The sequence below is a fragment of the Candidatus Nitrospira nitrificans genome (assembly GCF_001458775.1).
In the GTDB taxonomy this organism is placed as follows: Bacteria; Nitrospirota; Nitrospiria; order Nitrospirales; family Nitrospiraceae; genus Nitrospira_D; species Nitrospira_D nitrificans.
In genome coordinates this window covers 1-16,521 of the sequence record NZ_CZPZ01000008.1, presented here as the reverse complement: position 1 = coordinate 16,521, position 16,521 = coordinate 1, and the positions used below count along the sequence as shown (strand labels likewise).

At 53.3% G+C, this 16,521-nt stretch carries 10 protein-coding genes and 1 pseudogene; all 11 read left to right on the top strand.

The features are described from left to right. Positions 1-642 precede the first annotated feature (642 nt). Positions 643-1,341 carry a class I SAM-dependent methyltransferase gene (locus tag COMA2_RS06080; protein WP_175304421.1) on the top strand — a complete coding sequence of 233 codons (699 nt, stop codon included), beginning with the start codon at positions 643-645 and terminating at the stop codon, positions 1,339-1,341. Positions 1,342-1,585: 244 nt separating this feature from the next. Beyond that, positions 1,586-2,064 (top strand): annotated as a pseudogene (locus COMA2_RS06075) (IS30 family transposase); the annotation flags it as partial. Between the two features lie 101 nt (positions 2,065-2,165). After that, entirely contained in the window at positions 2,166-3,194 is a 1,029-nt protein-coding gene (locus COMA2_RS06070; RefSeq protein ID WP_090895584.1) for a glycosyltransferase family 2 protein, read from the top strand. A gap of 85 nt (positions 3,195-3,279) precedes the next feature. Further along, positions 3,280-4,878 carry a Gfo/Idh/MocA family oxidoreductase gene (locus COMA2_RS20890; protein ID WP_090895582.1) on the top strand — a complete coding sequence of 533 codons (1,599 nt, stop codon included), beginning with the start codon at positions 3,280-3,282 and terminating at the stop codon, positions 4,876-4,878. Between the two features lie 14 nt (positions 4,879-4,892). Further along, on the top strand, positions 4,893-6,029 hold the full coding sequence (locus COMA2_RS06060; protein WP_090895580.1) for a DegT/DnrJ/EryC1/StrS family aminotransferase: 1,137 nt from the start codon (positions 4,893-4,895) through the stop codon (positions 6,027-6,029). Positions 6,030-6,593: 564 nt separating this feature from the next. Beyond that, positions 6,594-7,082 carry a hypothetical protein gene (locus tag COMA2_RS19715; RefSeq protein ID WP_139077109.1) on the top strand — a complete coding sequence of 163 codons (489 nt, stop codon included), beginning with the start codon at positions 6,594-6,596 and terminating at the stop codon, positions 7,080-7,082. A gap of 626 nt (positions 7,083-7,708) precedes the next feature. Continuing rightward, positions 7,709-8,866 (top strand): DegT/DnrJ/EryC1/StrS family aminotransferase, encoded by a 1,158-nt coding sequence (locus COMA2_RS06050; protein WP_090895577.1) that lies wholly within the window; start codon positions 7,709-7,711, stop codon positions 8,864-8,866. Beyond that, positions 8,866-11,397: a polysaccharide biosynthesis protein gene (locus COMA2_RS06045; RefSeq protein WP_090895575.1), complete on the top strand. Its 2,532-nt coding sequence runs from the start codon at positions 8,866-8,868 to the stop codon at positions 11,395-11,397. The genes COMA2_RS06050 and COMA2_RS06045 overlap by 1 nt, the downstream gene beginning before the upstream one ends. A gap of 92 nt (positions 11,398-11,489) precedes the next feature. Further along, complete coding sequence (locus COMA2_RS06040) at positions 11,490-13,808, top strand: GumC family protein (RefSeq protein WP_090895573.1); 2,319 nt, start codon at positions 11,490-11,492, stop codon at positions 13,806-13,808. Positions 13,809-14,972: 1,164 nt separating this feature from the next. After that, a complete protein-coding gene (locus tag COMA2_RS06035; protein ID WP_090895572.1) occupies positions 14,973-16,043 on the top strand; it encodes an ABC transporter transmembrane domain-containing protein in 1,071 nt (356 codons plus the stop codon). Further along, positions 16,040-16,521 (top strand): ATP-binding cassette domain-containing protein (locus COMA2_RS06030; protein ID WP_139077107.1); only part of this gene is annotated, 482 nt, incomplete at its 3' end. The genes COMA2_RS06035 and COMA2_RS06030, both read left to right, overlap by 4 nt.

The following is a 16,521-nucleotide window of genomic DNA, read 5'->3' as shown; positions in this document are numbered from 1 at the left end:
TGATCTATCGTTCCTCAAGTCAGGTATGGTGTATTCCTACAAGCAAATAGCGGGCCGTGGCGATGGCTGTCTTATTGTATAGAAGTCGTTGAAAAAATAAAGAAGGATTTCAAAGATGAATTTCACGCGCTGTTGGGAACAGCTCGTAATTGTAGCCAATGTATGCTGAGGAAGACACCCGGCCAGCTTTCTTGCCACCGCGATAGGTCAGATGAGTGGGATCTTCTTATAGGATAGGCTCCCCATAGGTCGAGACGGACCAAAAGAGAACGTTCTGGCAGCCCAAAGTTCTCCCTTGGCAGTGTCTACTTGACTGGGGAGCTTACAGTATTGCCAGCAACCATCTTAAACACCGCATAGGTGATGGTCTGCTATGGCCGAGAGATTGTGCCAGGATTACTCAGGATTACTATTGCTCCCGTTCGTGGCGACATAGTACGTTGCAGCGTGTGCCGCAACGGTTTGTACAAGGGATACCTGGCAAGAAAGCAGGTAAAGGGGGCCTCGGAAATCGGGCAGTGTGGTAAGTGAGAGCCTGGCTTCACCGACGCCACTGAGCGATGGCGAATCAAAGGAGCGTTAGGTGGATTCCTGGAATGTGTAACGCATGACAGTATGCAGATACGTTGGTTGAGGAAGGCTATGCTGGAAGAAGAAAGTCGAATTCAGGATGTGTACGAGAGACGGCGGCGAGAAAAAGGTCGGCTTTATTCCTTGTGGAATAGCGGACAGCTATTCTGGGTTCAGGAGCTGGAACGCGCACTTCTTGACCTGTTAAAAGAAAACGGCATTGATTCCCTTGAAGAAAAGGGTATTCTTGATATCGGGTGCGGTTCTGGTTATTGGATTCGAGAGTTTCTAGAGCTCGGTGCGATGCCGGAGAATCTGGCGGGTATAGATCTCCTGGATTGGCGCATTGATGCTGCTAGACAAGCGTGTCCAGCAAAAGTCCGATTTGAACGTGGCAATGCCGAGCAACTTGGATTTTCCGATCAGTCTTTCGATGTGATTATGCAATTCACTGTGTTTTCATCTATCCTTGATCCAAACATAAAACGGAAGGTTGCTTCTGAAATGTTACGTGTTCTTAGGGATGATGGCTTTATCATCTGGCATGATTTCTTCTTTCGAGATCCTCGAAATAGCGACGTCAGAGGTGTCACCAGAAAGGAGATCTGCCAGCTGTTCCCCCGGTGTCAGGTTGAGCTTCGACGGATTAATCTGGCATTGCCCGTAGCCCGTGCTGTTGCTCCGTATTCCTGGCTGCTATGTTGTCTGCTCGAAAGACTCAAGGTGTTTAATACTCACTATTTGGGGCTCATCCGTAAAGAGCCTCTTTGAATTGAGGTAATTCTGTCAAACGGCTGGGGTGCTTGCTAAGGTGTTCCATAAAGTTTTCCATTTACCCTTCTGCAAGGGTAGTACAGTACGAGAACTTTTGGATTAGACGTAGTTTCTGTAGTCCGATGCCTTCTCCGGTTCTGAGCTGCTGCCGGTTTCAAAGACACCGAGTTAGGTGTATGAGTGAAACCGGAGGTAGGTCATGGAGCGACGCAAGTTTACACGAGAGTTTAAGCGGGAGGTCGTAGAAGACCGCGCGATTCCCGGTCATTGGGAAGGGGATCTGATCGCTGGGGCTCAGAATACGCACCTGGTTACCCTGGTGGAACGGCGGTCACGCTTCACGATGCTGGTGAAGGTGCCCTGAAAAGACACGGTTAGCGTCGTGACGGCGTTGTGCGCACAGATCCGACACCTGCCCGCCGTATTGTGTTGGTCGCTCACCTGGGATCGCGGGATGGAATTGGTCCAGCACAAACAATTGACACTTGCGACCAAGGTGGACGTCTATTTTGTGATCCGCAAAGTCCGTGGCAGCGCGGCACCAACGAAAACACGAACCGCTTGCTCCGTCAGTATTTCCCGAAAGGCACCACCCTGTCACAGTACTCCCAGGTAGACTTAGACCGGATTGCCTTACGATTGAATCAGCGTCCGCGAAAGACGTTGGGATTTCAAACCCCAGCGGCTATATTGGAGACCAGCGTTGCGCGCACCGCTTGAACCTACCACGGTCAGCGCCCCTGTTATTGTCTTAGATATCGCAGGATCTTTGGCACTATTCTCCCAATCTCTAGAATTGAGGGGGCGACAAAGAGGTTCCTATGCTTTCCGTGATCATTCCCTGTCGAAACGAATCTCGACACATTGAGACCTGCGTACGCTCAATCCTTGCTCAGGAGCGTCCTTCAGGGGGCATGGAAGTTCTTGTCGCAGATGGCCTGTCGGACGACGGCACCCGAGAGATTTTGCAGCGGCTTGCCAAAGAGCATCCTGAGTTGCGGGTGGTGGATAATCCCCGCCGTGTCACTCCCTGTGCGATGAATGCCGGCATTCGTGAGGCGCGTGGAAAATACATCGCCATCTTGGGGGCACACTGCGAGTATGCCGCCGATTACTTACGGACCTGCGTTGAACTGCTCGATGAACACCCTGAGGTCTCTTGTGCTGGGGGACCGATTCATAGCGCCGGCCGAAGCGTGTTTGGTCGAGCTGTTGCTGCCGCGATGTCTCATCCCGTGGGGATAGGCAATGCCAAGCATCGGCATCCTAACTATGAAGGCTATGCCGAAGGGGCCTGTTATCCGGTGTTTCGCAAGGAAGTCTTTGAAACGATCGGGCTCTACGATGAAATGTTGGTGCGTAATCAGGATGATGAGCTCAATTATCGTCTCACAAAACAAGGCGGGAAGGTTTTTCTTTCTCCACGCGCCCGTTCAACGTACTTCGTGAGAGAGACGATTTCATCGCTGTTTCGCCAATATTTCGAGTATGGATATTGGCGGGTTGCCGTCATTAAGAAACATCGGATGCCTGCGTCGTTTCGCCATCTCGTCCCGCTCATATTTCTGATCGGTCTGGTCGTTTCGTTCGCACTCGCCGTGATTGTTCCGGAAGGCTGGCGCCTTCTCATGCTGGCGGGTCCCTGTGTCTACGTACTTATACTTTGTGGCGTCGGGCTTCATCTGTCTCGTCGGGCAGGGTGGAAGGTCGGTTTTCTGTTTCCTGTGGCAGCCGCCACGCTGCACATTGCCTACGCGATTGGTTTTCTGTGGGGTTTCCTGCAAGGTGCGCAGGCGTCTAATGTGAACCATGCGCCAACCAAAAGCGCAACGGGTGCCGAGTCTCGTTGAAATTCGCCGACCGAGTCTTTAGGAAGCCGGACAGCGTTTGAGTGGTCTAAGACGGTTTATGCGTTGGGAGAGGGGGGGAGATGTGATGAGTAATGAATCTGATCAACGTGAACATCGCAAGGTTCACGTGGCTGTCGTGGGAGCCGGCTATTGGGGGAAGAACCTGGTGCGTAACTTTGCCGGCTTGGGAGCGCTCGCTGCCATCTGTGACAATGATGCCGAACGGTTAGCGTCGTTTGGCACGCAGCATCCAGGTGTGAAGCTGGTCCGAGCCTATTCGGAGGTGCTGTGTGATGAGACGATAGAGGCCGTGGCAATTGCCACACCAGCCGAGGGACACGCAGATTCGGTACGGGAGGCCTTGCTGGCCGGTAAAGACGTCTTTGTAGAGAAGCCGCTCTGTCTGTCAGTCCACGAGGGCGCCGAGCTCGTTGCCTTGGCTAAGAAGAATAATCGCATTCTCATGGTCGGACATCTCCTCTGGTATCACCCTGCCGTGCTGAAACTGAAGGAATTGATCCGGACGGGAGAATTGGGCCACATTCAGTACATCTATTCAAACCGATTGAATCTGGGTAAGATCCGCCGGGAAGAGAATATTCTCTGGAGCTTTGCGCCCCACGATATCTCCGTCATCCTGGGGCTGCTCAATGAAACTCCCGATGGAGTCCTCGCCCAAGGTGGGAACTACCTCCATCAGCATATCGCCGACGTGACTATCAGTCTGCTGTCGTTCCCAAGTGGAGTGAAGGCCCATATCTTCGTTTCCTGGCTGCATCCCTTCAAGGAACAGAAACTGATCGTGGTAGGCGACCGAAAGATGGCGGTGTTCGACGATCTGGAGAAAAAGGACAAGCTGTTTCTCTATCCTCATTCCATCGACTGGAAGGACAATCTCCCAATCGCGAACAAAGCGGACGCCCAGACTGTTGAACTGGAACAGGGAGAGCCCCTGCGAGCTGAATGCCTGCATTTCCTGGACTGTGTGGCAACGCGCACCAAGCCGAGAACGGACGGGGAGGAAGGGTTGCGGGTACTGTCCGTGTTGCAGCGATGCCAAGAGGCGCTGGAACAGAAGTCCGGTCAGCCCAGGACAACAGCTGCCTCGAAGCCAGATAGACATTACTTTGCCCATGAATCGGCCTTCGTTGACGAAGCGGTGGAAATAGGCGAGGGAACGAGTATTTGGCACACGTCTCATATCCTCAAAGGATCGCGTATCGGGAAGAACTGCAAAATCGGGCAGAATGTTGTCGTCGGTCCCCGTGTTACCGTGGGCCATGGAGTCAAAATTCAAAATAACGTGTCCGTATATGAAGGCGTCACACTTGAAGACCATGTCTTCTGCGGGCCATCAATGGTATTTACAAACGTGTTTAATCCTCGAAGCGAGATTCCTCGTATGAACGAGCTGCGGCAGACGCTTGTAAAACGAGGAACCACACTGGGGGCCAATTCAACCATTTTGTGCGGGATTACAATCGGGCGATATGCATTCGTCGGTGCAGGAACGGTGGTGACCAAGGACGTGCCGGATCACGCACTCGTAGTAGGCAATCCCGGACGGGTGACAGGTTGGATGTGTCTGTGCGGGGTGAAACTCCGCGTCAAGGGTAAGAAAGCCGCCTGTCCGACCTGTGGGCAACAATACCGCGTCGAACGTACCGGAATGACGGCAGTTTAGGAAAGGAGATCTTCATGGGTGTTCCATTACTTGATTTGAAAGCGCATCACGAACCGCTCCAGCAGGAAATCATGGCGGCGTTGGAGCGGACGTTCCGGAGCCAAGCCTTTATTCTCGGTCCGGATGTCGGTAAGTTGGAGGAACGAGTCGCTGTCTATTGCCAGACGACGTATGGTATCGGCGTGAGCTCCGGGACCGACGCCCTGCTGGTCGCCCTCATGGCTCTCGGTATCGGCCCCGGTGATGAGGTCCTCACCACGCCGTATTCCTTCTTTGCCACGGCCGGAGCAGTCGTGCGACTGGGCGCTAAACCGGTGCTTGTAGACATTGATCCCGTCACCTATAACCTCGATCCTGCAAAAATTAAGTCGGCGCTGACGGCCAACAGCAAGGCGATTATTCCGGTCCATCTTTACGGACAATGCGCCGATATGGCCCCGATTATGGATGTGGCCAAGCAGCACAGTCTGAGCGTCATCGAGGATGCGGCCCAAGCCATTGGTTCGGAATATGGCGACGGGCGACGAGCCTGCAGCATTGGAACCATCGGCTGCCTGTCGTTTTTTCCGAGCAAGAATCTTGGATGCTTGGGCGATGGCGGAATGGTCGTGACCAACGATCCTGATCTCGCCGAGCGGATGCGAGTCCTGCGAGTCCATGGCAGCAAGCCCAAGTATTATCACAAGCGAATTGGAGGGAACTTCCGTCTCGATACGATTCAGGCCGCAGTTCTAAACGTCAAGCTCAACTACCTTGATGGGTGGACCAAAAGACGGCAGGAGAACGCCAGTCGGTACGAGAGCTTGTTTAAGCAGAGCGGCCTCATGCAGAAGGGGAAAGTGAAATTGCCAGAGCCTGTCTATCGCAACTCGGGCGCGAAGCACTACCACATTTATAACCAATTTGTGCTCAGAGTTGAGCAGCGAGATGCCCTCATGACCCATTTGAAGCAGAAAGGAATCGGGGCGGAAATTTACTATCCGGTCCCGTTCCATCTGCAAGAATGTTTTTCCTACTTAGGTTACCGGGAGGGAGACTTTCCTGAGTCGGAGCGCGCAGCCAAGGAGACTGTCGCGGTTCCCATCTATCCCGAGCTGACTGGCGAACAACAGACCGAGGTGGTGGAGGCGATAACAGCGTTCTACAGGTAGCCATGAGCAATTGTCTCCGAAATAGAATGTTCTGAAGTGCAGATTTGTCGGTGTCGAGCATCTCTCTCCATGCGCTACTTCTTTCATCGCGAGTAACCAGGTGGATGCATGATCCAAAAGATTGATTGGCCAGAGGGAAAAGATTTTGCGTTTACTATCTTCGACGATCCTGATGGGGATTCGGTTGAGACGTTGGAGGTTGTGTATTCTTTTCTTCGTGATCTCGGTCTCCGCACGACGAAGGCGGTCTGGCCTATCCGAGGAGACGACATACCTAAGGTGGGTGGGACCACGTGTGAAGACGAGCGCTATCTTAAGTCGGTCCTTGGTCTAAAGGAGCAGGGATTCGAAATCGGGTTTCATAACGCTACATATCATACGTCCACTCGAGAGCAGACCTCTCGTGGGCTCGAGAGATTTCGGCAGCTGTTCGGGCATGATCCCTATTCGGTAGCGAATCATACTGGTTGCCGAGAAAATATTTATTGGGGTAGCGCCCGTGTTTCTGGTGTTCGCCGGCTTATCTATAATACGTTGAATCTGAAGAGGAGCGGGAATAACAACGTGTCCCAAGGCCACATTGAAGGAAGTCCGCTGTTCTGGGGCGATCTCTGCCGAGAGAAAACCAAGTATGTCAGGAATTTTGTATTTGGAGACGTGAATACGTTCAAGGCTTGCCCGGTAATGCCTTATCATGATGCTGCGCGCCCATTCGTCAATTACTGGTTTGCCTCCTCGGAAGGGGCGAATGTCGACTCGTTCAATGTGACAGTAAGCGAGGCAAGTCAGGACAGATTGGCGATGGAAGGTGGGGCGTGCATTATGTACACCCATTTTGCCTCCAGATTTCTTGAAAACGGCAGGCTCAATGAGCGTTTTAAGATGCTCATGGAACGATTGAGCAAAATGAACGGATGGTTTGTTCCGGTCAACACTCTATTGGATTACATTCTGCGCGCGCGTGGTCATTACGTTATTACTCAGAAGGAGCGGAGTGCTCTTGAAGCTCGATGGATATGGCACAAGATTGCCAATACTCGTGGGCGCAGTTGATCATGGACGCAACGTGTTTGATGAAGTGGAAACGATAAGGCTGTGCGCACGATCATTTGTATAGGTCAAGATGTCACCCTGCACCTTAGCGCCCCTCATGCGGCCGCTGCTGATTGTACTCCGCCAGCTAGGCATCGAGATCGGTCTGCATCTCCTTCCAGCCTCCATGGATTTCTTGCAGAACACTACGCAATGCCACCAGTTCAGCCCGGATTGCCTATTTACAAGAAAGCACGTCGAAATACTGCAATCTAGCTGAATAAAACCCCGTAAGCTTTCTCATGTAAATATATGTTTTAAATAGAGAATCTTCTGGCAATCGACGGCAGTCCCATGGCGATACAATTTGTAATCAGGGCAGAGAAACTCTATGGTGATCTGTTCTTCCTGAAGGTGGCTCCGCTTAGCCACATCAACCCTTAGAGATTATAAAACTCTAATTCAATATTCCTCAATAGCCTTGAGCCTTCTAATGTTGTAGGATTGATCTCATTTGATCCTTGGGGTATTTTTCTTCAACAGATACAGCTTCATGGCCCCTCCAAAGGTGGGTTGTGCTTTTCCGGAATTATGGGAAAGTAGAGCTCTGGGCGGGCATGTTTGTTAGCCGAAGAGGAGATCTGTGAATGAAAGAATTTTTGCCTTTTCATAGGTCTGATGTTGGCGAAGAAGAAGTATCAGAAGTAGTGGAGGTACTTCGCTCTGGTTGGTTGACAACGGGGCCCAAGGTGCGGGAATTTGAGCGGGAATTTGCCGCAATGGTTGGAGCTGAGCACGCTGTCGCAGTTAATTCCTGTACGGCCGCCCTCCATCTTGCCCTTGAAGCAGCTGGTGTGAGCGAGGGGGATGAAGTGCTGGTCCCGACAATGACCTTTGCCGCAACGGCTGAGGTGGTGACCTACTTCAAAGCTCGACCAGTTCTGATCGATTGCATGCCGGACACGCTGAATCTAAACACGGATTGTATCCAACAGGCCATCACAGATAAAACGAAAGCGATCATTCCTGTCCATTTTGCTGGGCATCCGTGCGACCTGAAACCCATTCACACGATCGCACAGAATCATAATCTATACGTGATCGAAGATGCCGCCCATGCTTTGCCGGCTCGATATCATGGCAAAATGATCGGCGGGATCTCTGATGCCACGTGTTTTTCATTCTACGCGACGAAGAATATCACCACAGGCGAAGGCGGAATGGTTACCACGAATAACGCCGAATGGGCGGCTCGCATGCGGATGATGAGTTTGCATGGTCTCAGTCGAGATGCGTGGAATCGCTACTCTGCGCAAGGTTCGTGGTATTACGAAATACTCTCGCCTGGTTTTAAGTACAATCTGACGGATATCGCCGCGGCGCTTGGTTTGGCTCAATTGAAGAAGTGTGAACGTTTTTGGAAAGGACGCGAACACTATACCACTCTGTATCAGGAAGGTTTTCACGATCTCCCCGAGATAATGTGTCCTCCAGCCGCGTCCCATGTACAGCATGCATGGCATCTGTACGTCATTCAGTTGAATCTGGATCGTTTGCAGATCGGTCGCGATGAATTCATCCGGCAACTGCAACAAGCCGGTATCGGCTGCAGCGTGCACTTTATTCCCCTCCATTTGCATCCCTATCATCGGGACAGGGGAGGCTACCGACCTGAGGATTTCCCCGTTGCTAGCAGAGCATTCGAACGGATCGTTTCATTGCCGTTGTACTCGAAGATGACGGAGGGCGAGGTCAATCGTGTGATTGAGACCGTTCGTGAGCTTATCAAGAGGAACCGCCGGTGATGAAACGCACATTTGACGTCTGCATGGCCGCCCTGGGGTTGGTGTTTACGGCGCCACTGCTGGCGATCATTTCCGTATTGATCAAGCTGGATTCTCAGGGCCCGGTGATCTTTCGTCAGATTCGAGTAGGACAGGGGTTTCGTCCCTTCGCCATACAGAAATTCAGAACCATGGCTGTGGATGCTCCTGGTTCCGGCTTGCCTCTTACAGTAGGACAAGATTCTCGCATTACGAGAATCGGTCGAATACTACGGAAATGCAAGCTCGATGAACTGCCCCAGCTATGGAATGTTCTCGTCGGTGATATGAGCTTTGTCGGCCCAAGGCCGGAAGTCCCGCGTTATGTTGAACGCCTACGTTCTGAGTTTTCTGAAGTGCTCACGGTCCGTCCTGGGATTACAGACTTGGCCTCGTTGAGATATATCGATGAGGCGTCGATCCTCGCGTATTCATCAAATCCCGAAGAAGAATATCAGCTTAAAGTTCTTCCGGAAAAGCTTCGATTGGCAAAGTTCTATATCCGGCATATGTCTTTGCGCCTCGATCTCGCCATTATCATACAAACATTGCTGCATATTGCTGGGCTTCCGGTAGTAGTTTTCACACATCCTGAACTAAAGGCCGCTGTCGAGCCTTCCCTGGCCTCTCCTTGGACGAGTCTGTCGTCCTTTATTATGAGGTGGCGAAAACCAATTGTTGTCGTTCTTGATGTGGGTTTGATCCTTCTGGCAAACTACTTTGCATTCGCCCTGAGATATGATGGGAGCATCCCCGATGGGGAGCTTCACACCTTCGAGCAAACAGTACTCGCGCTGGTGGCCATTCGAGGAGTAGCGTTTGCCTTGTTTGGCCTGAACGAAGGTTTGTGGAGGTATACGAGTCTGTGGGATCTCCAAAATATTATAGGGGGGGTCTTAACAAGTACGGTCGTATTTTATGGCTGGGTTCATTGGGTGATGGGGATTTATAGTTACCCGCGTTCTATATTTGCCATAGATGCCATCCTGCTCATCGGCCTTCTGGCCGGAGTGAGATTGCCCGCTCGCGTTCTTCGTGATAAACCGATTTTTCAGAAAAAGCGGAGAGTTTTGGTCGTCGGCGCTGGAGACTCAGGCGAACGCGTCGTTCGGGAGATGAAAACTCGAACGATATTCAACTGTCAGCCGATCGGATTTGTCGACGATAACGCTGGTCTTCTTAATCAGCGCATCCATGGAGTCAGAGTGTTGGGCACAGTGCGGGATCTTCCCAAGCTTGTAGAAGGGCTCAAACCGGAAGTAGTGGTGGTTGCGGAACCGAATGCGACTCCTGAGTTTCTGCGAGACCTCGTTATCACATTGGAGCCGTATAACATATCAATCAAAACCTTGCCCGCCAAGGAGGAACTTCTCACGGACCAAAGTGCCGTCAGTCAGATCCGCAATGTTTCGATCCCGGACCTTTTGTCAAGAGCTCCCATTGATCTTGACAAGGAAGCGACGAGACAGATGGTTAGGGGCAAGTGTGTGCTGATTACCGGTGCCGGCGGGTCGATTGGGTCGGAATTGGCTCGTCAAATTGCCTTGTTCGAGCCCAAAGTGCTCTTGCTCTATGAGCGACATGAGAACAGTTTGTACAACATTCATAAAGAATTAGATGATCGAAGACTTGTTTTCCCCGTTGTCCCGTTGATTGGTGATGTGACCGATGCCCAGCGGCTCTGTTCGGTGCTGGAAGAGTATAAACCACAGATCTTGTTTCATGCGGCAGCGCACAAGCATGTGCCTCTCGTGGAGCTGAATCCCATGGAGGCCGTGAAGAATAACTGCATCGGCACACGTGTAACGGCTGAAGCCGCGAGCCTCTACGGGGTCGAGCAATTCGTGCATATTTCGACTGATAAAGCGGTCAATCCATCAAGCGTGATGGGAGCTACCAAACGAGTAGCTGAACTTGTTATCCAGGATATTGCAAGGACTAGTCGGACTCGCTTCCTTCTGGTACGCTTTGGCAATGTTCTTGGGAGCAGTGGCAGTGTGTTGCTGCGATTCCAGGAACAAATCAGGGCCGGTGGACCCGTCACTGTTACACACCCGGAGATCCGACGATACTTTATGCTGATCCCTGAAGCAGTTCAGTTGGTGCTTCAGGCGGCAACCATCGGCGAGCAAGGCCACATTTATATCCTGGATATGGGAGAGCAAATCAAAGTCCTTGATATTGCTCGGAGTCTGATACGATTGTCCGGGCTCAATCCGGGGAAGGATATTCCTATTCGATTCGTCGGACTCCGTCCTGGGGAAAAGCTGTATGAGGAATTAGTCGGTGAGGGAGAGGTTGCCGTGCGATCATCCTTGGAGAAAATCTTGCAGATCCGGACAGTAAGCCAACTCAACTTCGAAGAGTTTCGAGAAAAGCTGTCTGGTTTGGAGGCTGCAAGTTATGGCGATGCGGCCGGTGTATTACTCGAACGACTCAAAGAGATCGTTCCGATGTTCCAAACCTGCGTCTCAGATCCGGAGTCTTCGGCATTGCCGGTTAGTACCTTGTAAGTCTAGAGATGTGTCGTCGATTCTGCGGTGCGTCTTCTATCTGAGTCTCGCTAGACTGTAATACCGTAACGGAAGCTGTTCGGAGGGTATGCATGCAATATCCTGAGTCAACCGCCTCAGTAGAACAAACAGGGATGGCTTCCGTTCGCGAGTATGCACTCATCGCATCACGCAACAAGTGGGTTATTGCGGGTGCGATAGCTTTTTCTTTGACCTTGGCCATCGGGTATTTGCTGATTGCTCCTCAATACTATCAATCACAGACGCTGATCGTGGTGGAAGAACGCAAGGGGATCGATCAAGTTATCAATAAGGGAGAAAGAGCGGATGAACATTTCGAGAGGCAGCTCTTTCTTATTCAGAAACAAATTATCAGTCAAGATTTCTTGGAGGTGATAGCAAAGGAACTCAGTCTGCGCCGGGATGGATCTAATGGCCAAGGTGAGGTAGCGAGTTGGATTGAGTTGGCAGGCATGACGAAGGTTGAGCGGGCCATGATCGACCCAGCCGGCGGAAAAGGTTTGCAGAACTTGGTTGATGGCTTTGTGGTCTCCTTTCTGGATCGGGACCCACAAGCGGCCAGGCAGGTGACTGCCCGAATCGCAGACAAATTCATTGAGGAGAATAACAGTGAGCGTGAGAAAGAGATCGAGGGCACGGGCGAGTTTCTCGAAGAAGAACTTCGATTGATGAAACGCGAGCTGGAGAAGAGAGAGGAAAACATCAGTAACTTCAAGAAGTCTCATCTCGGTAACCTTCCTCAGCAGACGGACACAAACCTTCGGGCCTTGGATCGAGTAGAAGCAGAGATCGCCGCCACGAACGAGAGTCTTCAGCGTCACTCCGACAAACTTGGCACGCTGAATCAAGAGGTTCACCTGTATCGTACGACCGGACAGTCGAATTTTAGGAGTGGAACCACACGCTCGATGGAACCCGATCCACTATTTCGGCACCTAAAGGAACTCCGAGAGAAGCTCGTCAAACTCAGAGCTGAATTTTGGGATGGATATCCCGAGATCATCTTAACGAAGGAGGAAATTCGGCAAACTGAAGAGGAGTTGACGAATGTATATGGTCCGGATGCGCTTCGGGTGGACAAAACGACGCCGCTGGACCCGGTCCTTCAGGATCTGTTGAAACAGCAGAGCGAAGAGCGAACCGAGATAGCTCTTCTCCGCCAACGTCTAGACCAACTGCGCACTACCAAGAGAGATCTTGAAAGACGTCTCGATAGGTCGCCTGCCGTTGAACAGGAGTTGCTCGTTCTCGAACGAGACTACAACAATTTGAAGAGCAATTACGCGATGCTCCTTGATAAGCGGTTGCATACACGGGTTGAAGAAAACATCGGAAAACGGCAGAAGGGCGGAAAGTATCGCATACTGGATCGCGCCACTTTGCCGCGGGAGCCGGTTATTCCAAACAAGCCAAGGGTTTTAGTACTGGGGTTCCTATTCGGGTGTGTTTTAGGGACAGGGTTGTCTCTCTTGCGTGAACACCTCACTCCTCAGTTCCGAAGCGCAGAAGATGTAGAATTTCTGCTCGCAGGCCCTCGACTGCTGGCAGCCATCCCTGATTTTTCATCGCTGTGGCGTACGGCCAGCACCTCGGGGTATTTCCAGGCACCTGCTCTGCCAAGACCTTCATTGGGACTGACCATGAGGTCTCAGTCGGAGATCGCACCGAACAACCAACCGCTAGCCGAACGGTCGAGTTCGCACGAGATCGACCGGAGATTTGTTGCGAAGCTGTTCCCTCGCTCTATGGCTGCTGAACAGTATCGTGTGGCTGCGGCGAGATTGCAGTTGCTCAATGCGACCGGGGGATCGATGGTTGTTGCTGTGACGAGTGCCATCAAAGGCGAAGGGAAAACCACGACCGTCATTAATCTCGGGTATACTCTGTCGCGAGATTTTGGTAGGCGTGTACTCGTGCTGGATTGTGACTTTGTCTATCCGGAATTGAGGGCCTTCCTAGAATCACCGGTACGATATGGGCTTATTGATTGTCTCCGAAGTGACATTCCGGTGCAGCAGGCCATGAGTGCTTTCACTGATGTCCCATGCTGGATTATGCCGGCCGGCGAAGCTGTAGCTGACTCGAACGACCTATTACGGGCTGGTCAACTCAATCGTGTCTTGTCACAATTGCGAGAGGAATTTGACTATGTCCTCATAAATGCCCCGCCAATTCTTCCGGTAGCTACGATGAATGTGCTGGAAAGTCATTGCGATTTTCTCCTTCTTGTCGTAAGAGCCAACCTGACTTCCAAGCAAGCCGTCAAACAGGCGATAGGATCACTGCGCGCAGACAGACCCATCCATGTGATTCTCAATGGCGTGGCATCAAATTCTCTCCCAAGCTATATGTTGGATTACGCTGTCAGCGAGGGGCGAGTAGCAGTTTAACTTGTGATATTCCCGTAGCTTGCTGCGGGACAATCGTCTCTGGTGCTCTGAGAATATGATATGGAGGGTCCGAGGAACGAAGCTGTTTGAGTGCGTACTGTGCGTGGCGAATCCACTGTCACATTGTCTTTCCGCGAAATATCGAAGGGCGCTGCTTGCCCCTCCCTGACGGTTACAGAAGATCTCGCTGTACTCCGACATATCTCGCCGAGCCTTCTCACGAGTTTCGTCGTGCCGATGATGCACCAGCTCGTTCTTGAACATCCTCCAGAAAGTCTACATCGGCGCGTTGTCCTGGGGAAGGTTGATTGATTCACCTGTACGTTGAGAAATATATTCCTGGGTTGATCCCCATGGGTAATCAGATGGGAATCTGCTGATCCGGGAGCGTCTTTCTCGGGGGGGTGCCCACTGTCGGACTACCAATTTCCCCTGCTCATACACCTACCCACGCGCTTCCCGCCGCCAGCCGCCGTCGCGCCAAATACAGAGTCACTATGCCGCAGCTCCACTCACGGCACGACGCGATTCACCTCGTCGAGGAATCGCTTCCCCCGGCGGGTGGGCTTGTGATACTGATCAAACGTGAGCTCGCGGCGACCGTCTGTTTATGCGGGGTCCGTCTCCTTATCAGTGCTGCGCCACCCTTGAGCACGTCGCGACAGAGAATAAATCAGATTCCCCCTAGGTCGTAGCCAGATTTATCCCTTCACTCATTCGGCGAATTATCGTGAGTGATTACGATCGTATCGTCATCGATCTTCTGTGTATGAGACATGGATAGCTCGATCGAGCGTCATTCTGTAAGCGAGGTCCATGCATTGTCGTCTGAGGCTTCTCCCCTTCGGTTATGCCCATTCAAAGTCATCATTGATTGGACGAGGGGATTCACTAGGACTAGACCGACGGTATTCTCAATAGAATAGGAGGCCATAACGGGTTCTTGATTGCGATGCACAGGTCGCAATAGCGGCGTGAATTTCTGCTCTCACGCGAGAAGAAGTTTGTGATGACGATCAAGTCCTGTTGTATTTATCACTCTGACCGAGTTGAACTGTCCTTGCCGTGGCCGAGCTGAACGGGGCGGGCGGCGGCTCTCGCGGACCGGCGGGCCGGGGTCAGTCTTTAACGTCACTCAGGGTCACGTTGAATGGAGACGGAGGCATGGGGCTTCCCCTGACACGACTGCGGCAGCTCTTGACCACCCGGGACCAACGGCGCGCGGCGCTGCTGCTCGGGGCGATGGTGCTGGCCGGCTTCATCGACGTCGCGGGCGTGACCTCGATCTTGCCGTTCATGGCCGTGGTGGCCAACCCGGCCGTGATCGAGACGAATCGCTGGTTGCACGCGCTGTTTACCGGGCTGGCATTCGACTCCCCCCAGCGCTTTCTGATCGGTTTGGGGCTGGGGGCGTTGGGGCTCCTGCTCCTCAGTAACGCCGTGTCGCTCGCCACCGCGGCGGCCATCTTGCGGTTTGCGAGCCGGCTGGGGCACCACCTGTCCCGGCGGATCCTCACGAGCTATTTGCGGCAACCCTACGCCTATTTTTTGGACCACAATACCTCACACCTGGTGGTGTCCTGCACGGAGGATGTGGTCCGCGTCACCAACGGCATCGTCGCGCCGACCCTCCAGGCGCTGGCCAAAGGGGTCATCGTCCTCAGCCTCCTGCTGCTGGTGCTGTGGGTCGATCCCTGGTTGGCGCTCTCAGTCGGGCTGGTGCTTGGGACCCTCTACACCGGCGTGTTTCTCGGGGTGCGGCACTTCGTGACCCGCCTGGGCGCGGCCAGTAAACACGCCCACCGCGAACGGGTGCGCCTGGCCACCGAGATGTTGCATGGGATCAAGGAGCTCAAGATTCTGGGCCAAGATCAAGCCTATCCCCAACGGTTTGCGCACTGGTCGGCGGTGTATGCCAGGAATCAGTGGCTCAGCGCCACTGTGACGCTGGTGCCGCGCTACGCGATCGAAAGCCTCGCGTTTGGCTCGATGATCGGGGTGGTGCTCTATCTGCTGGCGACGCACCGAGCGTTCACCGACGCGATGCCGGTGCTGGTCCTCTATGCCTTCACGGCCTACCGGTTGCTGCCGGCCTTTCAGCAGCTCTTCAGTAGCGCCACGCAGATCCGGTTCAATCTGAGCTCCTTGGAGGCGCTGGAAGCGCAGCTGACAGGGTCGGCGCGCGTCCCCGTCCGCGAGGCCCCGCCGCGGGGGCCCGAGCGCGGCGCCGCGTGACCTTTGAGCGGGAGATTGTCCTCCGGAACATTCGCTTCGCCTACTCCCCGGGGCGCGCGCCGGTGCTCGATCAGTTCACGCTGACGATCCCGCGGAATGCGACGATCGCGTTGGTCGGGAGCACGGGGGCCGGGAAGACCACGATCGTGGATCTCATTCTGGGGCTGATTGCCCCGCAACACGGCTCCCTGCTCGTGGACGGCCTGCCGATCACGGCGGCGAATGTGACGGCCTGGCAGCAACAACTGGGGTATGTGCCGCAGCACATCTATGTCGCCGACGACAGCCTCGCGGCGAATATTGCCTTTGGCGTGCTCCCCGACCAGATCGACATGGAGCGGGTGCGGGAGGCCGCGCGCATCGCCAATCTGGACGAGTTTGTGCGGGAGGAGTTGCCGGACGGGTATGCCACCCGGGTGGGGGAGCGGGGGGTGGCCCTCAGCGGGGGGCAGCGGCAACGCATCGGCATCGCGCGGGC